Source organism: Streptomyces sp. 13-12-16 (assembly GCF_002114215.1).
Lineage (GTDB): Bacteria > Actinomycetota > Actinomycetes > Streptomycetales > Streptomycetaceae > Streptomyces.
This window is the reverse complement of the sequence record NZ_NCTE01000081.1, coordinates 1-17,428: the sequence shown is the minus strand read 5'-3', so window position 1 is coordinate 17,428 and position 17,428 is coordinate 1. Positions and strand designations below refer to the sequence as shown.

Genomic DNA, 17,428 nt, shown 5'->3' with positions numbered 1-17,428 from the left:
CCGTCCCGGTTCCGGGACGGGCAGGGGCGGCGGGGGCGAAACACCCCTGTACCAGCCGCCCTCCCGCCTGACCTGCACCTTCGTCCGTGCGGCGGGCCGTTGTCAGTGGGCTGCGGTAGCTTCCGAAGTGGTGGACCAAGACGACACCACATGGGGTGGGTGGACGATGACGAACGGCACCGCGACGACGACCGACCTGGACGCCAGGCTGGAGGCGTACCGGGTCGAACTGACCGGGTACTGCTACCGGATGCTGGGCTCCTCCTTCGAGGCGGAGGACGCGGTGCAGGACACGATGATCCGTGCCTGGCGCAGCTTCGACAAGTTCGAGGGCCGCTCCAGCCTGCGCTCGTGGCTGTACCGCATCGCGACCAACGTCTGCCTGGACATGCTGACGGCGGGCAACAAGCGGGCGAGGCCGATGGATCTGACCGAGTCCACCCCGCTGGCGCGGGCGGCGCTGTCCCCCCGCCCGGACAGCACGTGGCTGGAGCCCATGCCCGACTCCCGGGTGCTGCCGACGCCCGCCGACCCGGCGGAGGCGGCGGTCGCCAAGGAGTCGGTGCGGCTCGCCTTCATGGCCGCGCTGCAGCAGCTGCCGGCCAAGCAGCGGGCGGTGCTGATCCTGCGCGAGGTGCTGGCCTGGAAGGCGAGCGAGGTCGCCGAACTGCTGGGCACCTCGGTCGCGTCGGTCAACAGCGCGCTCCAGCGGGCCCGGGCGACGCTCGCCGAGCGGCAGCAGCCGGGCGCCGACGCGTCGGTCTCCGACCCGCTGGACGAGGAGCAGCGGAAGCTGCTCGAGCGCTATGTCGCGGCCTTCGAGGGGTACGACATGTCGGCGCTGACCGCGCTGCTGCACGAGGACGCCGTCATGACGATGCCGCCGTTCGACCTGTGGCTGACCGGCGCCGAGGACATCACGGGCTTCATGACGACGCTGGGCGCCGCCTGCTCGGGGTCGCGGCTGATACCGGTGGAGGTCAACGGGCTGCCGGGGTTCGCGCAGTACAAGCCCGATCCGGAGGCCGGCGGCTTCACACCGTGGGCGGTCCAGGCACTGGAGATCTCAGACGGCCGGATCACCGGGTTCCACTGCTTCCTCGACACCAAGCGGTGGTTCCCGCTGTTCGACCTGCCCCTCCGTCTCGAAGCGGAGGCCGACCAGGTCGAGCAGGGCGCATAGCGCCGGGGAGGGATCGCGCAGCCGTATCCGGCCCCCGGCGCGGCGCGCGGTGAGCTGGAGCCGTGCGAGCAGGTTCACGGCGGCGAGGCCGGCCGGCCCCAGCCCGGCGACATCGCACACCACCACCCGGCCCGAGCCGCCGCCACCGCCGCTGTCCATCAGCGCCCGCAGCGCGTCGCAGGGCCCGCTCACCTCGCCTTGGACGAGAGGGCCGCTGAGCACGAGTACGGGCGGTGTCATGGCATCCACGACCGGTAGACCGGGCGGTGGCGCGTAACTCATCGCGGGCGGCCGGCGCCGCAAGGATCACATTGACCCGGGCACGGCCCTCCCCGGAGGGTTGGCTGTATGTGCCATAGATCATCCCCGCCCACGGTGTCCGGTGCCCTTCGCGTCCGCGGGGAGCTGCCGTGCAGGGGGTGCTGAGCGGATTCCTGGTGATCGCCGTCGTCATCGGCGTCGGCTATGTCATCGGCCGCCGGGGGCATCTCGGCGCGCAGGGCCGCGAGGTCCTGACGAAGCTGGCGTTCCATGTGGCGTCCCCGGCGCTGCTGTTCACCACGCTCGCCCGGGCCGACCTGTCGGTGGTCTTCTCCGGCCGCCTCCTGGTCACCGCGCTGAGCACGGCGGCGGTGGCGGGCGTCTTCGTCGCGGTGGGTGTCGTACGGGGCTGGGGCGTGGGCCGCACCACCATCGGCGCCCTGTGCTCCAGCTACGTCAACTCCGGCAACCTGGGGATCCCGATCGCGGTGTACGTGCTGGGCGACGCCTCGCTCGTGGCGCCGGTGCTGCTGTTCCAGCTGGTCGGGGTCACGCCGGTCGCACTGACGATCCTCGACCTGTCGACGGCGGGCGAGAAGCAACCGCTGTGGCGGCGGCTGCTCACCCCGTTGCGCAATCCGATCGCGGTGGGGTCGCTGGCAGGGGTGGCGGTGTCGGCGGCCGGGGTCGAGATACCGGGGCCGGTCTGGGACCCGGTGACCCTGATCGGCAACATGGCGGTCCCCGCCGTGCTCCTCGCCTTCGGCATCTCGCTGCGCGGCAGCACGCTGCCCCTGCGGGGCGGTGACCGCGGCGCCGTCCTCCTCGCCGTGGCGCTGAAGGCGGTGGGCCAGCCGCTGGCCGCCTGGGCCCTGGCGGTCGGCGTCTTCGGCCTGCGCGGCGCACACCTGCTGGACGTGGTGGTGACCTCGGCCCTTCCCGCCGCCCAGAACCTCTTCACGTACGCCAGCAGCTACCGGGTGGGCGAGAAGCTGGCCCGGGAGGCGATCCTGGTGTCGACGGTGCTGTCCGTGCCGGTTCTCGTGGTGGTGGCGGCGTTGCTGGGATGACTCAGGTCCCGGGGAACTCCGCAGTGTCGATCACCAGGTCGAAGGGGGCGGGGAGCTTGATCGGCTCACCGAACTTCGCGGTGCTCAAGGGACGGTAGACGTCATCCTTCGGTTCGCCGTAGAGCGTCGCGGTCGGGCCGTCGGGGGCCCATCGGTCGACGAGGAGGTACAGCGGGATACCCGCGGCGGCGTAGGCGGCGGGCTTGCCGACGCGGTCGTCGCGGGCGTTGGACTTCGAGGTGACCTCGACGACCAGCTCGGCGAGGGCCGCGGGGATGTGGGTGTCCGATTCCGTGTGGTCCCGCCTCGGGGCCACCACAAGATCTGGAATGAGCATGCCCATCCGCGAGGGCACGGCGATCGCCAGCGTCTGGAAGATCCCCCAGTCCGGTGGAATCACCGAGTAGAGGCGACGCTGAATACTTTCCGCGATCAAGTTGTGACGGTAAGCGGGAGCGGGTGACACGGTGATGATCCCCTCAATGATCTCCACCTTGCTGCCCTCGGGCCATTCCATCTCCTCCCAGAACCGGACGAGGTCGTCCCAGTTCTGGTCGGGCTCCTGGCTCACGGTGAGTGCGCTCATGGCGGTCTCCTATCGGTGCGTCACCGAGTACAGCATGCCGAACGGGACCGGCGGGGGTCCACCGGTCCCGTTCACCCGATCAGGGAAACCGCAGGTCAGGCGATACGTTCCAGCACGACCGGCGTGGCGGAGAAGTCCGTGCCGGGGGCCTCGATGTCGTACGAGCCCTCCACCGCCTGGAGCGCGTACTCGAAACGGTCCGGGGTGTCCGTGTGGAGGGTGAGGAGGGGCTGGCCCTCCGTCACCGTGTCGCCGGGCTTGGCGTGCATCTCCACGCCCGCGCCCGCCTGGACCGGGTCCTCCTTGCGGGCGCGGCCCGCGCCGAGGCGCCAGGCGGCGACGCCGATGTCGTAGGCGTCGAGGCGGGTCAGGACGCCGGAGGAGGGGGCCTTGACGACGTGCTGTTCCTTCGACGTGGGCAGCTCCGCGTCCGGGTCGCCGCCCTGGGCCGAGATCATGCGGCGCCAGACGTCCATCGCGGATCCGTCGGCGAGGGCCTTCGCCGGGTCGGCGTCCCGCAGGCCCGCCGCGTCCAGCATCTCGCGGGCCAGGGCGAGGGTCAGCTCGACGACGTCCGCGGGGCCGCCGCCCGCCAGGACCTCGACCGACTCGCGGACCTCGAGGGCGTTGCCGGCGGTCAGGCCGAGCGGGGTGGACATGTCGGTGAGGAGGGCGACCGTCCGCACGCCGGAGTCGGTGCCCAGGCCCACCATGGTGCGGGCCAGTTCGCGGGCGTCGTCGATCGTCTTCATGAAGGCGCCGGTGCCGACCTTCACGTCCAGGACCAGGGAGCCGGTGCCCTCCGCGATCTTCTTCGACATGATGGACGAGGCGATCAGGGGGATCGCCTCGACCGTGCCCGTGACGTCCCGGAGGGCGTACAGCTTCTTGTCCGCCGGGGCCAGTCCGTCGCCCGCCGCGCAGATCACCGCGCCGGTGCCGTCCAGCACCGACAGCATCTCCTCGTTGGAGAGCAGCGCGCGCCAGCCGGGGATCGACTCCAGCTTGTCGAGGGTGCCGCCGGTGTGGCCGAGGCCGCGCCCGGAGAGCTGGGGGACGGCCGCGCCGCAGGCCGCGACGAGGGGGGCCAGCGGGAGTGTGATCTTGTCGCCGACGCCGCCGGTGGAGTGCTTGTCGGCGGTGGGGCGGGACAGGGACGAGAAGTCCATGCGCTCGCCGGAGGCGATCATCGCGGCCGTCCAGCGGGCGATCTCGCTCCGGTTCATGCCGTTGAGGAGGATCGCCATCGCGAGGGCCGACATCTGCTCGTCGGCCACCTCCCCGCGGGTGTACGCGTCGATCACCCAGTCGATCTGCTCGTCGCTGAGTTCGCCGCGGTCCCGCTTGGTGCGGATGACGGAGATGGCGTCCATGGCCATGACTGGCGTTCCTTCCGGAGGTGCGAAGGGTGCGGCCCCTCCGGACGACGGTATCGACGGGTGTCGACGGTCGCTCGGAGGGGCCGTACGGGAATTACTTGGTGAGGTGCTGCGGGCCGAAGGCCTGGGGCAGCATCTCGGAGAGCGGCAGGATGCCCGCCGGGGTCTCCAGGAGCAGACCGGGGCCGCCGAACTCGTACAGCAGCTGGCGGCAGCGGCCGCACGGGACGAGGATCTCGCCGTCGCCGTCCACGCAGGTGAAGTGCGTGAGCCGGCCGCCCCCGGTGCGCTGGAGCTCGGAGACCAGTCCGCACTCGGCGCACAGGCCGAGCCCGTACGAGGCGTTCTCGACGTTGCAGCCGGACACCGTGCGTCCGTCGTCGACCAGGGCCGCCACGCCGACCGGGTAGCCCGAGTAGGGGGCGTAGGCGTGGGACATGGCGTCCCGTGCCACGGCGCGCAGCGCCTCCCAGTCGGTGTCGGCCGCGGTGGACCCGGGGGAGGTCATTTGCCCTGCCCCTTCCGGTACGGCATGCCGTCCGCCTTGGGCATGCGCAGCCGCTGCGCGGAGAGCGCGAGGACCACGAGGGTGATGACGTACGGCGTGGCGGAGACGACCTGGTTGGGGACCTCGTTGGTGGTGGCGTACCAGGCCCAGACGAGGGCGCCGACGATCAGGGTGATCACCGCGTGGACGTACTTCTTGCGGACGGCCAGCCAGATCGCGCCGATGACCAGCAGCAGCGCGCCGAGCAGCAGCAGGGCGTGCACGTTGGCGGAGCCGCCGCGCAGGTTGAGGCTGTCGGTGTAGCCGAAGAGGCCGGCGCCGATGGCGAGGCCGCCGGGCATCCAGTTGCCGAAGATCATCGCGGCGAGGCCGATGTAGCCGCGGCCGCTGGTCTGGCCCTCCAGGTAGAAGGGGTTGGCCACGATGGAGAGGAAGACGCCGCCGAGGCCGGCCAGGCCGCCGGAGATGATCACGGCGAGGTACTTGTACTTGTAGACGTTGACGCCGAGGGACTCGGCGGCGATCGGGTTCTCGCCGCAGGAGCGCAGGCGCAGGCCGAAGGCCGTGCGCCACAGGATCCACCAGGTGGCGGGGATGAGCGCGACGGCGATCAGGGTCAGCCAGGAGACGTCGGTGACCAGTCCGCCGAGCAGGCCGGCGATGTCGGAGACGAAGAACCAGCCCTTGTCGTTGAGGTCGCTCAGTGCGTCGGACAGCCCCGGCACGGTGAAGTGGCCGAGGGAGTCGACCGCCGGGGACTGCTTGGCGGAGCCGCCCTGGTGGCCCTCGAAGGCGAGCGGGGCGAGGTAGCGGGTGGCGCCGAGGGCGAGGATGTTGATGGCCACACCGGAGACGATGTGGTTGACGTTGAAGGTGACGGTGACGATCGCGTGCAGCAGGCCGCCGAGCGCGCCGCCGATGATGCCGACGAGGACGCCGGTCCACGGGCCCCACTGGAATCCGGCCCAGGCGCCGAACCAGGTGCCGAGGATCAGCATGCCCTCGAGGCCGATGTTGACCACGCCCGCGCGCTCGGCCCAGAGGCCGCCGAGACCGGCGAGGCCGATCGGGACCGCGAGCTGGAGGGCGGTGGACATCTGGCTGACGTTGGTGATGCCGTCCGCACCGGTGATGATGCGGACGATCGAGACCAGTGCCAGGGCTCCGGCGACGACCAGGAGCAGGACGGGCCACGACATGCGGCGGCCGGTCGGTGGTGCGTGTTCCAGCGACGGCTGGTTGACGTCGGTCGCTGTGGTCGGAGCGGTCATCGGCCGGCCACCTCCTTCGTGGTGTTGTTGTCGGCGCCCAGGACGTGGCCCGCGGCGAGCTCCGCGCCGACCCGGCGCTGCTGGCGGCGCAGGCCCCACTCGCGGACGGCCTCGTAGGAGACGACCACCGAGAGGACGATCAGGCCCTGCATGATGACCGCGATCTCCTTGTCGTAGCCGTGGAAGTCCAGCTCGGGCGAGGCCTTGTCGAGCCAGGCCCACAGCAGGGCGGCGAAGGCGATGCCGACCGGGCTGTTGCGGCCGAGCAGGGCGATGCCGATGCCGAGGAAGCCGATGCCGGTGGGGAAGTTGAGGTTGTAGGTGTGGGAGTCGCCGAGGAGGATCGGCAGGCCCGCGAGGCCGGCGATGGCGCCGGAGAGCAGCATGGCGGTGAGGACCATGCGCTTGGGGTCGACGCCGCTGGCGGAGGCGGCGGACTCGGAGGCGCCGGAGGCGCGCAGGTCGAAGCCGAAGCGGGTGCGGTTGAGGGTGACCCAGTAGCCGATGCCGAGCAGGACGGCCAGGATCACCAGGCCGTAGATCTCGCCGGCCGCGCCCATGTCGATGCCGGGGATCCAGCCGGACTCGTGCATCTCGCCGGTGGTGCTGTTGTTGCCGATCTTGACGCCGAAGACGTCCGGCTTCCACATGTAGACGATGAGCGAGGTGGCGATCGCGTTGAGCATGATCGTGGCGACGACCTCGCTGACGCCGCGGGTGACCTTGAGGACACCGGCGATGCCGGCCCAGAAGGCGCCGGTGAGCAGGGCGGTCAGCAGCAGCAGCGGGACCTGGAGGAACGCCGGGAGGGCGGCGTGGGCGCCGACGACGGCGGCCATCATGGCGCCGAGCTGGTACTGGCCGTCGACGCCGATGTTGAACAGGTTCATGCGGAAGCCGATGGCGACCGCGAGGGCGGCGATGTAGTACATCGAGGCCTGGTTGATGATCAGGACCTGGATGTCGGAGAAACCGGCCTGCTCGAACATCAGGGTGAACGGTTCGACCGGGTTCTTGCCCGACGCGATCAGGACGATCGCGCTGAGCACGAAGGCCACGGCGAGCGCGATGACCGGTCCGGCCACCGCGAGGAGTACGCGCTCCTTGTCGAACTTCTTCATCAGCGGGCCTCGTCTTCCGCACCCCGGCCGCCGTCGGCCGGGGTCTCTTCGTGCTCCAGGTGGCCCTCGGCGGCGCCGGTCATGGCGGTGCCGAGTTCCTCCGGGGTGATGGTGGCCGGGTCGGCGTCCGCGACCAGCTTGCCGTCGTAGATCACCCGGAGGGTGTCGGACAGGCCGATGAGCTCGTCCAGGTCGGCGGAGATCAGCAGGACGGCCAGGCCCTCGCGGCGGGCCTCGCGGATGTGGTCCCAGATGGCGGCCTGCGCGCCGACGTCCACACCGCGGGTGGGGTGGGCGGCGATCAGGAAGCGCGGCTTGTGGCTCATCTCGCGGCCGACGATCAGCTTCTGCTGGTTGCCGCCGGACAGGGAGGCGGCGGTGACGTCGATGCCGGGGGTGCGGACGTCGTACTCGGTGACGATCCGGCGGGTGTCCTCCTGGGCGGCCTTCGGGTCGAGCCAGACGCCCTTGGCGTTGGGCTTCTCCGTGACGTGGCCGAGGATGCGGTTCTCCCAGAGGGGGGCCTCCAGGAGCAGGCCGTGGCGGTGGCGGTCCTCGGGGATGTAGCCGATGCCCTGCTCGCGGCGCCTGCGGGTGGCCCAGGAGGTGATCTCCTCGTCGGCCAGCCGGATGACGCCGGAGTCGGCGTGCTTCAGGCCGATGAGCGCGTCGACCAGCTCGGTCTGGCCGTTGCCCTCCACACCGGCGATGCCGAGGACCTCGCCCGCGTGGATGGTGAAGCTGATGTCGTCGAGCAGGGCCTTGCCGCCGGGGGCCACCAGGCGCAGCTTGTCGACGGTGATGACGGGACGGTCGGTGACCGTGGACTCGGCCGTCTCCGGGGTGGGCAGCTCGCTGCCGACCATCAGCTCGGCGAGCTGGCGCGGGGTCGTCTCGGAGGGGACGGCCGTGCCGACCGTGGTGCCGCGGCGGATGACGGTGATGTCGTCGGCGACGGAGAGGACCTCGCCCAGCTTGTGGGAGATGAAGATGACCGACAGGCCCTCGGCCTTCAGCTCGCGCAGGTTGTCGAAGAGCGCGTCGACCTCCTGCGGCACGAGGACGGCGGTGGGCTCGTCGAGGATCAGGGTGGTGGCGCCGCGGTAGAGGACCTTGAGGATCTCCACGCGCTGGCGGGCGGCGACGCCGAGCTCCTCGACCAGGACGTCGGGGCGGACGCCGAGGCCGTAGCGGTCGGAGAGCTCCTTGATCTTGCGGCGGGCCTTGCCGCCGATGCCGTGGAGCTTCTCGCTGCCGAGGACGACGTTCTCGAGGACGGTGAGGTTGTCGGCGAGCATGAAGTGCTGGTGCACCATGCCGATGCCGCGGACGATGGCGTCGGCGGGCGAGGAGAAGCTCACCTGTTCGCCGTGGATCGTGATGGTGCCCTCGTCCGGCTTCTGCATGCCGTAGAGGATCTTCATCAGGGTCGACTTGCCGGCGCCGTTCTCGCCGACGAGGGCGTGGACGGTGCCTTTGCGGACCGTGAGGTGGATGTCGTGGTTGGCGACGACGCCGGGGAAGCGCTTGGTGATGCCGGCGAGTTCGACGGCGGTCACCGAATCGTTGACCGCCGCTCCGGCCGGAGGGCTGCTGGACGCGTTGATGACGCACTCTCCTGGGGACGGGGGCCGTCTACGCGCGTAGCGCCCCTACGGCATACAAAGGGGTGGCGCACCTGACCGACGGGGTACGAGGAGCCCGGCTCCTCGTACCCCGTCGAGCGGACGCGACCCCGCGGTGGTACAGGGGTGTCTCAGCTCGACTTGACCTTGATCTCGCCGCTGACGATCTTCTCCTTGGCCGTCTCGATGGCTTCCTGGAGCTCGGCGTCGTCCGCGAACTTCGGGTTGGAGTTCGACAGGCTCACCTCACCCGTCTTCAGATCGCCCTTGACGATACCGGTCGTGGGCGTGCCGTCCTCGACCGACTTCGCCAGGTTGTACACCGCCTTGGCGACGTCCTTCATCGCCGAGGTGAGGATCGAGTCCTTGTACTTGGCGAGGGCTTCCTGCTTGTACTGGTCGGAGTCGACGCCGATCGCCCACACCTTGTTGGCGGCGGCGGCCTCGATGACACCCTGGCCGGACAGGCCGGCGGCCGCGTAGACGACGTCGGCCTTCTTCTCGATCTGGCCCTCGGCGGCGCTCTTGCCCTTGTCGGGGCTGGAGAAGCCGCCCTCCTCCGCGGTCTGCGTCAGGAACTGCGAGATGACCTTGACCTTGGGGTCGGTGTCCTTGACGCCCTGCTCGAAGCCCGCGCGGAACTTGTGGATCAGCGGGATGTTCACACCGCCCACGAAGCCGACGACGTCGGTCTCGGTGGTCTTGGCGGCGGCGACACCGGCCAGGTAGGAGGCCTGCTCCTCGGAGAAGACCAGGTCGGCGACGTTCTTCGCCTCGATCGTGGCGTCGTCGACGATGCCGAAGGTGGTGTCCGGGAACTTCTCCGCGGCACCCTTCACGGCGGCGGCGTACGCGTAGCCGACACCGACGACCGGGTTGTAGCCCTGCTTCGCCAGCGAGACCAGGCGCTGTTCCTTGTCGGCGTCCGTCTCGCCGTCGGTGGGCTCGACGTCGGCCGTCTCGTAGCCGAACTCCTTCTTCGCCTGCTCGAGACCCGCGTACGCGGCGTCGTTGAAGGACTGGTCGCCCTTGCCGCCGACGTCGTACGCGATGGCGAGGCCCTTGTCACCCTTCGACTCCGACGAGCTCGAAGAGGTGGAGGTGCCGCCGCAGGCGGAGAGGGCGAGGGCCAGGGAGGCGGTCGCTGCGCCTGCGACCGTGATCCGGGAAATCCGGCGCATGTGTGGTGCTCCTAGTCGTACAAGCGCCGGGACGTGTTCAGCTGCGGCGCTGGCTTTGCCGCAGATTAACGCGCGTAGACCTGCCTGAAAACCCCTTCTGTCCACCTTGTTATGCGGCCGTGGCCAACACGGCGTCGAGCGGTGGCCTGGGCGTCGCCGGGCGCGAACGGGGGGTGGCTGTGGGTGAGCGGTCGTCCCTGGGGGCGTCGTCCCCCGGACCCCTTCCGCGCCCGCGCGGCGGAGCCGTATGCCGGCGCGGCGGGGCCGCATGCCGGCGCGGCCCCGGGCCCTCCGAAGGACGCTGTCGGCGAATCCGCCGGACCACTCCCGGACGTGTCCGGACACAGGATCGGGAGCCACGAGGGGGAGCGGATCTCCCGGCGGCACACCGTCGACGGGCTGTTCCGGCTGGGCGTCCGCTCCCCTCGGTGCCCTGCCGCCGGGTCCGCCCACGGCATCCCCGAAGGGCGCGGAAACGACGGAGAGGGCGGGCACTCGATGTGCCGGCCCCCTCCGTGCGGGTGTACCGGGTGCGGCTAATCCGTCTTGACCTGGATGGAGCCGTCGATGATGCCTTCCTTGGCCTTGTTCACGGCGTCCGTCAGGCCGGCGATCTCGGCCATCTTCGGGTTGCTCTCCGACAGGCCGACGCCGTCCACCTTGAGGTCGAAGACCTGGGTGCCGGTCAGCGGCTTGCCGTCCTCGACCGACTCGGCCAGTGCGTACACCGCGCCGCCGACGTCCTTCAGGGCGGAGGTGAGGATGTAGTCCTTGTACGCGGCGAGGGCTTCCTGCTTGTACTGGTCGGAGTCGACGCCGATCGCCCAGACCTTCGCCTTGGCGGCGGCCTCGATGACGCCCTGGCCGGACAGGCCGGCCGCCTGGTAGATGACGTCGGCCTTCTTCTCGATCTGGCCCTCGGCGGCGGCCTTGCCCTTGTCGGGGCTGGAGAAGCCGCCCTCCTCGGCGGTCTGGGTGAGGTACTGCGGGATCACCTTGACCTTGGGGTTGGTGGCCTTCACACCCTGCTCGTAGCCGGCCTGGAACTTGTGGATCAGCGGGATGTCCACACCGCCCACGAAACCGACCGTGTTGGTCTTGGTGGCCTTGGCCGCGGCGACACCGGCCAGGTAGGAGGCCTGCTCCTCGGCGAAGACGAGGGAGGCGACGTTGTCGCCCTCGACGACGGAGTCGACGATGCCGAAGGTGGTCTTCGGGTACTTCGCGGCGACGGCCTTCATCGCGGGGCCGTAGGCGAAGCCGACGCCGATGACCGGGTTGTAGCCCTGGCGGGCCAGCGAGGCCAGGCGCTGCTCCTTGTCCGCGTCGGTCTCGCCCTCGGTGGGCTCGACGTCGGCGGTCTTGTAGCCGAACTCGTCCTTGGCCTTGGTGAGGCCGGCGAAGGCCGCGTCGTTGAAGGACTGGTCGCCCTTGCCGCCGATGTCGTAGGCGATGGCGAGACCGAGGTCCTCCTTGGAACCGCCGCTGTCGCCGTTGTCACCGCTGGTGCCGCCGCAGGCGGTGGCGGCGAGTGCGAGCGAGGCGACGCCCACCGCGACGCGGGTCAGTTTGGATATCCGACGCATCTGAAGTTCCCCATTCTCCAAAGCCCCGCAGCGGGCGCTCGGTTCGGCGCACATTAACGCGCGTAGACATTCCTGGGAACGGGGTCGAGGGGGCCGTTATCCATTCGTGCCGGTGGCCGGTTACGTCCTTGTGAACCAGGGGGCCGTACGGGTCCGAACCGGGCGGTCGGTGCGGGGGGCGTGGGTGCACGTGGCCCACGCTGCCTCCGGTGCGCGGGGCGCGCAAGCGGGATGGGCGGGAGGGGTGACGGTGGGGACCGGTGGGGCGAATGGGGTGGGATGGGGTGGGGCCGGGCAGGGTTTTCGCCCCCGCCGCCCCTTCCCGTCCCGAAACCGGGGCTCCGCTCCGGACCCCGCTCCTCGAACTCCCCCAAAGGGGGCACCCCCAGAGGGGCTGGATTGGGCCGGGGGGCCGGGTTGGGCGGGGGCTGGATCGGGACGGAGGGGCTGGAACGTCTAGCGCAGGGCGTCCAGGAGGGCGGCGCCGGTGAAGAGTTCCACTCCTACGGTGATGGCGTGTTCGTCCACGTCGAAGTCGCCCTGGTGCAGGTCGCGCACGGTGCGCTCGCCCGGGGGACGGACGCCGAGGCGGGCCATGGCGCCGGGGACGCGCTCCAGGTACCAGGAGAAGTCCTCGCCGCCGAGGCTCTGTTCGGTGCCCTCGACGGAGTCGGCGCCGCGCCGGGCGATCATGGCGTCGCGCAGCAGCTCGGTGGCGCCGGCCTCGTTGACGACCGGCGGAACTCCGCGCACGTAGGTGATCTCCGACTTGGCGCGGTGCAGGTTGGCCACCTCGTCGATGGCGGCGACCACGATGTCGGGGGCCTGCCGCCAGGTCTCCAGGTCCAGGCAGCGCACGGTGCCGGACAGCTCGGCGTGCTGCGGGATGACGTTGGGCGCGTGGCCCGACTCGACCCGGCCCCAGGTCACGGCGAGTCCGCTGCGGCTGTCGACCCGCCGGCCGACCAGCGCGGGCACGTCGGTGACGACCCGCGCGGCGGCGGTGACCAGGTCGGTGGTCAGGTGCGGGCGGGCGGTGTGGCCGCCGGGGCCGTCGAGGGCGATCTCCAGCCGGTCGCAGGCGGAGGTGATGGCGCCCTCGCGCAGCCCGATCCTCCCCGCGTCGACGCGGGGGTCGCAGTGCACGGCGAGGATCCGGCCGACGCCGTCGAGCCCGCCGTCCTCGACGACCTCGGCCGCGCCGCCGGGCAGCACCTCCTCGGCGGGCTGGAAGATCAGCCGCACGGGGCGGGGCAGCAGGCCCTGGCGGTGCAGTTCGGCGAGGACCAGGCCGGCGCCGAGCACGACGGTGGTGTGCACGTCGTGGCCGCAGGCGTGGGCCCGGTCGGGCACGGTGGAGCGGTAGGGGCAGTCGGCCTTCATGTCGGGGATGGGCAGGCCGTCGATGTCGGCGCGCAGGGCGAGCATCGCCGAGTCCGTGCCGGCCTCGTCGTCGGTTCCGATGTCACAGATCAGGCCGGTGCCGCCGGAGAGGACGCGCGGCTTCAGGCCGGCCTGCTCGAGGCGTTCCTTGATCGCCGCGGTGGTGCGGAACTCCTGGTGACCGAGCTCCGGGTGCATGTGCAGGTCGCGCCGGAAGGCCACGAGTTCGGCGCGCAGGGTCTCGGGCAGCGCGCCGGGGAGCACCGCTCCCCCGGGGAGATCGATCTCGGACTCCAGTGACATCAGTGGTTTCACCCTTTGAAGGGTAGGGCGCCGGAGCCGTCCGCCGACCCCCGATCAAGAAAAATCAGCCCGTTGGGGGGAGAAAATCCGGCTGCCCTACGCATAGCCGTGTATTGAGGTGGGTACACTCACCGTCTTTTTGTGAGGGTATAGGCCGATGGCCTGCCGGTCCATGAGGTCGATCACAATCCGGGACATGGTTCCGGCACCCGTCCACTCCTCACGGTTACCACGATCGGCCGACGCCACGCGGACCGGTTCATTCGGCGGATGGCGACAGGCGACGGCTGTTATTCGGCACCGAGTACGCGAAGACCGTGATGGAGGCGGAAGTCCTCGTAGTCCTTGAGGTTGAGAGTGGCCAGCGGCAGGTCATAGGTGAGGGCGCTGGCGGCGATCCACATGTCATTGGTGGGGCGGGGCCGGCCACGCTGTATCCCGGCGGCGGACAGCCGCCCCCAAGTGGTGGCGACGGCTTCGTCACCCGGGAGGACGGGGACGTCGGCGAGCCAGTCGGCGAGTTCCTGACGGCTTCGGGTGCCCCAGTGACGGATCTCCATCCACTTCGTGAGTTCACCGTAGGTCACGAAGGTGATCAGCGGTTTGCGGCCGATCAGGCGGGTCGCCAGTGGTCCGGTCAGCTTGCGCTTGTGCAGCAGGGAGGCGACGTCGGTGTCGAGGATGACGGGTTGCATGCGGCAGGCTCAGGCGGCGTCGCGCCGGCGCTCGGCATAGGTGAAGGCGAGGAACTCTTCCAGTTCCTCGTCCGACTCGAAGGTGTCGGCGGCGAGGTCGTCCAGGGAACGGATCGGCTGGGTGTTCTTCGCCGCCAGCAGTTCCTCGACCGACAGGCGCGGCCTCGGCTGTGGGTGACTGAAGCCCTCGGACGCGGGTGTGCTCATCAGGACCTCCAGCGGGGCGAGAACCGGCTCCACGGCCAGCATAAGGGCGCTCTCACCTGGTGACATCAGGTTTTCCCGACACGAGCGGAGACCCGAACACCTGCTCCCTTCCGGTGCCGGGAACTCAGACCGCCGGAACCGTCCGCAGGTGGTGGGCGGACTTGGCCGTGTCGGTGACGTTGGCCAGGAAGCCCCGGGCGCGGGGGGAGGCGTGCTCGGTCAGCCAGGCGGGGTCTATGTCGCACACCACGACGCGGACGCCGGTGCCGGCGAGGGCCAGCGGGAGGGTGTGGACGACCGTGGAGGGGAAGCTGAGGACGGTGGCGCCGACGGGGCCGCGCCGGGCGACGATCTCCAGCGGGAGCTCCGGGCGGACGATCTCCAGCCCCGTCCCGACGGCGAGCCGGTGGAGCTTCTCCGTGCTCTCGCGGCGGTGGGCGAAGTAGCGCTTGGCGCCGTGCGTGGCGGCCAGGGTGCGTACGGCCTCCAGGTAGGCGTCGGCGTCCACCACGCCGGTCTCCACCAGGGACGTGCCGACCATGTCGGCGCCCCGGGTGACGCGGGGCGGGCCGAAGCGGCCCCGGGTCCAGGCGAAGGTGTGGGAGCCGACGGTGACGCCGGGCGGGGTGTCCTCCATGGGCATGGAGGTGAAGACCTCCACCGTGCGCTTCTCACCGGGGGTGAGCCGGCGCCGGGCGGCGGCGGACACGGGGGCGAGGACGAGTTCGCGGGGGCCGGGGCGGCCGCCCTTGCGGTGCCAGCGCACCAGGCGTTCGCCCCGGGCCAGCTGGCCGACGAACTCCATGGTCGCGGTGCCGTCGTCGACGACGACGACCTCACGGGCGCGGGTGATCGTCAGCAGTAGTTGGACGTAGCGGGAGAAGGGGTCGCCGAGGACGACGCGGGTGGCCCGGCGGAGCGGCGCGGTGAGGCCGCCGACCGTCTGCAGCGGGGCGCTCGCTCCCCCGCGTGCCTCCTCCCAGCGGACCTCGTGGCCCTCCTCGCGGGCCAGCTCCGCCATGCGGCGCAACTGGCCGCGGGTCATGGGGTCGACCGGGGACAGCACCACGAGGGCGAGCCCCACGCCGGGCGCGTGCGCGTGCGCCCACTCCAGCACGTTGAGCAGCTGTACCGGGCTCTCGACGAAGGCGAGAGTGTGGGGGCCGGGCCGGCCGGCGCGGGGGCTCATCGACGTACGACCGTTCCCGTCGTCGTAGGGGTGGGGTGGAGGGGGTGCGGGGTCAGACGGTCACGGGCTCGCCGGCGGCGGTGGCGATCTCCGCCTCGGCGACCACACCGGTGACGCGGCGCAGCTTCTTCATCGGGCCCAGTTCGGAGTCGTAGACCTTCTTGACGCCGTCGCCGAGGGAGGCCTCGATGGTGCGGATGTCGCGGACCAGGCGGGTCAGGCCCTGCGGCTCGACGGAGGCGGCCTGGTCGGAGCCCCACATGGCGCGGTCGAGGGTGATGTGCCGCTCGACGAAGACGGCACCGAGGGCGACGGCGGCGAGGGTGGTCTGCAGGCCGGTCTCGTGGCCGGAGTAGCCGATCGGGACGTTCGGGTACTCCTGCTGGAGGGTGTTGATGACCCGGAGGTTGAGCTCCTCCGCCTTCGCCGGGTAGGTGGAGGTGGCGTGGCAGAGCAGGATGTTGTCGCTGCCCAGGACCTCGACCGCGTGGCGGATCTGCTTCGGGGTGGACATGCCGGTGGAGAGGATGACCGTGCGGCCGGTGGCGCGCAGGGCGCGCAGCAGCTCGTCGTCGGTGAGGGAGGCGGAGGCCACCTTGTGGGCGGGGACGTCGAACTTCTCCAGGAAGGCGACGGCCTCGGTGTCCCACGGGGAGGCGAACCAGTCGATGCCCTTCTTCCGGCAGTAGGCGTCGATCTGGCGGTACTCCTCCTCGCCGAACTCCACGCGGTGGCGGTAGTCGATGTACGTCATCCGGCCCCAGGGGGTGTCCCGCTCGATGTCCCACTGGTCGCGCGGGGTGCAGATCTCGGGGGTGCGCTTCTGGAACTTGACCGCGTCGCAGCCGGCCTCGGCGGCGGCGTCGATCAGCTTGAAGGCGTTCTCGATGTCGCCGTTGTGGTTGATGCCGATCTCGCCGGTGACGTACACGGGGCGGCCGGGGCCGGCCTCGCGGGTACCGAAGGTGCGGATGCGGGAGTTGACGCTCATGACCTGGCGTTTCCTTACTTGGGGAGGGAATCGAGAGAGGGACCGAGGATCCAGCCGGCGATCTCTCGGATCGCGCCGTCACCGCCGGGGAGGGTGGTGACGGCGCGGGCGGCGCCGCGCACGGCGTCGTGGGCGCTCGCGACGGCCACGGGCCAGCCGACGAGGGAGAAGCAGGGGAGGTCGTTGACGTCGTTGCCGACGTACAGCACGCGCTCGGGCGCGATGCCCTCCTCCTCGCACCACTGCTTGAGTGCGAGGTCCTTGCGGTCGATGCCGTGCAGCACGGGGAGCCTGAGCTTGCGTGCGCGGGCGGCGACGACCGGGTTCTGCTCCGTGGACAGGATCAGCAGCTTCAGGCCGCTGCGGCGCAGGGCCGCGATGCCGAGTCCGTCCCCGCGGTGCACGGAGACGAACTCCCGTCCGTCGGAGTCGATCAGCACCCTGTCGTCGGTCTGGGTGCCGTCGAAGTCGAGGACGACCGCGTCGATGTCGTCGGCGGTCGGAAGGGCGCCGGGCCTTCCCGCGTCGAGGAGCGGGGCGAGGGCGCGGGCCCGTGCGAGGTCGTGCGGGTCGTCGATCTCCAGTACGCGGGCCGGGTCGGTGCGTACGAGTTCGGTACGGCCGAAGAAGCGGTGCTGGTGCGCGCGGAAGCCCGCCGCGTCCATGGCGTAGGCGGCACCGGTCTCCAGGAGGTCCTGGGGGCGGTCCTGGCGGCGGGGGCGGAAGGACTTGTCGTGGTTGACACCGTGACCTCCGGCGGTGGCGGCGGGGTCCGCGCCGGCGCCCCTTGCATCGGCGGACGGGGCGGTGTCCGCGCCCCCGGCCGCGGTCGACGCTGCGGTCCGGTCGGTGCCGTGGGCGGTCGCCTCGCCGGCCGGGGTGGGCGGGG

General features: G+C 70.9%; 17 protein-coding genes. 2 read left to right on the top strand and 15 right to left on the bottom strand.

The window, feature by feature from the left end:
• The first annotated feature begins 166 nt into the window (after nt 1–166).
• The gene (locus tag B7767_RS03900) at nt 167–1,183 is read left to right on the top strand and encodes a sigma-70 family RNA polymerase sigma factor (protein WP_085570877.1); all 1,017 of its coding nucleotides are present in this window, start codon (nt 167–169) and stop codon (nt 1,181–1,183) included.
• Here the strand turns inward: B7767_RS03900 and B7767_RS03895 are convergent.
• Nucleotides 1,067–1,465, bottom strand: coding sequence for an STAS domain-containing protein (locus B7767_RS03895; protein WP_143652192.1), 399 nt, complete (start codon nt 1,463–1,465; stop codon nt 1,067–1,069). The genes B7767_RS03900 and B7767_RS03895 overlap by 117 nt on opposite strands.
• Nucleotides 1,466–1,593: 128 nt before the next feature.
• Here B7767_RS03895 and B7767_RS03890 point away from each other — a divergent pair, with 128 nt between their 5' ends.
• Nucleotides 1,594–2,514, top strand: coding sequence for an AEC family transporter (locus B7767_RS03890; RefSeq protein WP_085570876.1), 921 nt, complete (start codon nt 1,594–1,596; stop codon nt 2,512–2,514).
• 1 nt (nt 2,515) lies between these two features.
• Here B7767_RS03890 and B7767_RS03885 read toward each other — a convergent pair whose 3' ends face one another.
• The 14 genes from B7767_RS03885 to B7767_RS03815 form a co-directional block, all read right to left on the bottom strand.
• On the bottom strand, nt 2,516–3,100 hold the full coding sequence (locus B7767_RS03885) for a Uma2 family endonuclease (RefSeq protein ID WP_085570875.1): 585 nt from the start codon (nt 3,098–3,100) through the stop codon (nt 2,516–2,518).
• 95 nt (nt 3,101–3,195) lie between these two features.
• On the bottom strand, nt 3,196–4,473 hold the full coding sequence (locus B7767_RS03880) for a thymidine phosphorylase (RefSeq protein ID WP_179167020.1): 1,278 nt from the start codon (nt 4,471–4,473) through the stop codon (nt 3,196–3,198).
• A gap of 100 nt (nt 4,474–4,573) precedes the next feature.
• Nucleotides 4,574–4,987: a cytidine deaminase gene (locus tag B7767_RS03875; RefSeq protein ID WP_085570873.1), complete on the bottom strand. Its 414-nt coding sequence runs from the start codon at nt 4,985–4,987 to the stop codon at nt 4,574–4,576.
• Nucleotides 4,984–6,258, bottom strand: coding sequence for an ABC transporter permease (locus B7767_RS03870; protein WP_085570872.1), 1,275 nt, complete (start codon nt 6,256–6,258; stop codon nt 4,984–4,986). Before B7767_RS03870 ends, B7767_RS03875 begins: the two co-directional genes overlap by 4 nt.
• Nucleotides 6,255–7,379: an ABC transporter permease gene (locus tag B7767_RS03865; protein ID WP_085570871.1), complete on the bottom strand. Its 1,125-nt coding sequence runs from the start codon at nt 7,377–7,379 to the stop codon at nt 6,255–6,257. Before B7767_RS03865 ends, B7767_RS03870 begins: the two co-directional genes overlap by 4 nt.
• The gene (locus B7767_RS03860; protein WP_085570870.1) at nt 7,379–8,938 is read right to left on the bottom strand and encodes an ABC transporter ATP-binding protein; all 1,560 of its coding nucleotides are present in this window, start codon (nt 8,936–8,938) and stop codon (nt 7,379–7,381) included. Before B7767_RS03860 ends, B7767_RS03865 begins: the two co-directional genes overlap by 1 nt.
• Before the next feature lie 197 nt (nt 8,939–9,135).
• Entirely contained in the window at nt 9,136–10,185 is a 1,050-nt protein-coding gene (locus tag B7767_RS03855; RefSeq protein WP_085570869.1) for a BMP family protein, read from the bottom strand.
• A 536-nt stretch (nt 10,186–10,721) separates the two neighbouring features.
• Nucleotides 10,722–11,771, bottom strand: coding sequence for a BMP family protein (locus B7767_RS03845; RefSeq protein ID WP_085570867.1), 1,050 nt, complete (start codon nt 11,769–11,771; stop codon nt 10,722–10,724).
• A 456-nt stretch (nt 11,772–12,227) separates the two neighbouring features.
• Nucleotides 12,228–13,457 (bottom strand): M20 family metallopeptidase, encoded by a 1,230-nt coding sequence (locus tag B7767_RS03840; protein ID WP_085570866.1) that lies wholly within the window; start codon nt 13,455–13,457, stop codon nt 12,228–12,230.
• 290 nt (nt 13,458–13,747) lie between these two features.
• Nucleotides 13,748–14,152, bottom strand: coding sequence for a type II toxin-antitoxin system VapC family toxin (locus B7767_RS03835; RefSeq protein WP_085570865.1), 405 nt, complete (start codon nt 14,150–14,152; stop codon nt 13,748–13,750).
• A gap of 9 nt (nt 14,153–14,161) precedes the next feature.
• A complete protein-coding gene (locus tag B7767_RS03830) occupies nt 14,162–14,425 on the bottom strand; it encodes a hypothetical protein (protein ID WP_256923307.1) in 264 nt (87 codons plus the stop codon).
• 58 nt (nt 14,426–14,483) lie between these two features.
• Nucleotides 14,484–15,548: a hypothetical protein gene (locus B7767_RS03825; RefSeq protein ID WP_085570864.1), complete on the bottom strand. Its 1,065-nt coding sequence runs from the start codon at nt 15,546–15,548 to the stop codon at nt 14,484–14,486.
• Between the two features lie 52 nt (nt 15,549–15,600).
• The gene (locus B7767_RS03820; RefSeq protein ID WP_085570863.1) at nt 15,601–16,539 is read right to left on the bottom strand and encodes an N-acetylneuraminate synthase family protein; all 939 of its coding nucleotides are present in this window, start codon (nt 16,537–16,539) and stop codon (nt 15,601–15,603) included.
• A 14-nt stretch (nt 16,540–16,553) separates the two neighbouring features.
• On the bottom strand, nt 16,554–17,428 hold an 875-nt coding region (locus B7767_RS03815; RefSeq protein ID WP_107485784.1), incomplete at its 5' end, for an N-acylneuraminate cytidylyltransferase.

What these genes read in the sequence shown, in the direction of transcription:
- B7767_RS03895 (WP_143652192.1), bottom strand. Translation starts at nt 1,465, where the DNA reads ATGAGTTACGCGCCACCGCCCGGTCTACCGGTCGTGGATGCCATGACA.
- B7767_RS03855 (WP_085570869.1), bottom strand. Translation starts at nt 10,185, where the DNA reads ATGCGCCGGATTTCCCGGATCACGGTCGCAGGCGCAGCGACCGCCTCC.
- B7767_RS03870 (WP_085570872.1), bottom strand. Translation starts at nt 6,258, where the DNA reads ATGACCGCTCCGACCACAGCGACCGACGTCAACCAGCCGTCGCTGGAA.
- B7767_RS03845 (WP_085570867.1), bottom strand. Translation starts at nt 11,771, where the DNA reads ATGCGTCGGATATCCAAACTGACCCGCGTCGCGGTGGGCGTCGCCTCG.
- B7767_RS03835 (WP_085570865.1), bottom strand. Translation starts at nt 14,152, where the DNA reads ATGCAACCCGTCATCCTCGACACCGACGTCGCCTCCCTGCTGCACAAG.
- B7767_RS03825 (WP_085570864.1), bottom strand. Translation starts at nt 15,548, where the DNA reads ATGAGCCCCCGCGCCGGCCGGCCCGGCCCCCACACTCTCGCCTTCGTC.
- B7767_RS03880 (WP_179167020.1), bottom strand. Translation starts at nt 4,473, where the DNA reads ATGGACGCCATCTCCGTCATCCGCACCAAGCGGGACCGCGGCGAACTC.
- B7767_RS03865 (WP_085570871.1), bottom strand. Translation starts at nt 7,379, where the DNA reads ATGAAGAAGTTCGACAAGGAGCGCGTACTCCTCGCGGTGGCCGGACCG.
- B7767_RS03840 (WP_085570866.1), bottom strand. Translation starts at nt 13,457, where the DNA reads ATGTCACTGGAGTCCGAGATCGATCTCCCCGGGGGAGCGGTGCTCCCC.
- B7767_RS03900 (WP_085570877.1), top strand. Translation starts at nt 167, where the DNA reads ATGACGAACGGCACCGCGACGACGACCGACCTGGACGCCAGGCTGGAG.
- B7767_RS03885 (WP_085570875.1), bottom strand. Translation starts at nt 3,100, where the DNA reads ATGAGCGCACTCACCGTGAGCCAGGAGCCCGACCAGAACTGGGACGAC.
- B7767_RS03875 (WP_085570873.1), bottom strand. Translation starts at nt 4,987, where the DNA reads ATGACCTCCCCCGGGTCCACCGCGGCCGACACCGACTGGGAGGCGCTG.
- B7767_RS03830 (WP_256923307.1), bottom strand. Translation starts at nt 14,425, where the DNA reads ATGTCACCAGGTGAGAGCGCCCTTATGCTGGCCGTGGAGCCGGTTCTC.
- B7767_RS03820 (WP_085570863.1), bottom strand. Translation starts at nt 16,539, where the DNA reads ATGAGCGTCAACTCCCGCATCCGCACCTTCGGTACCCGCGAGGCCGGC.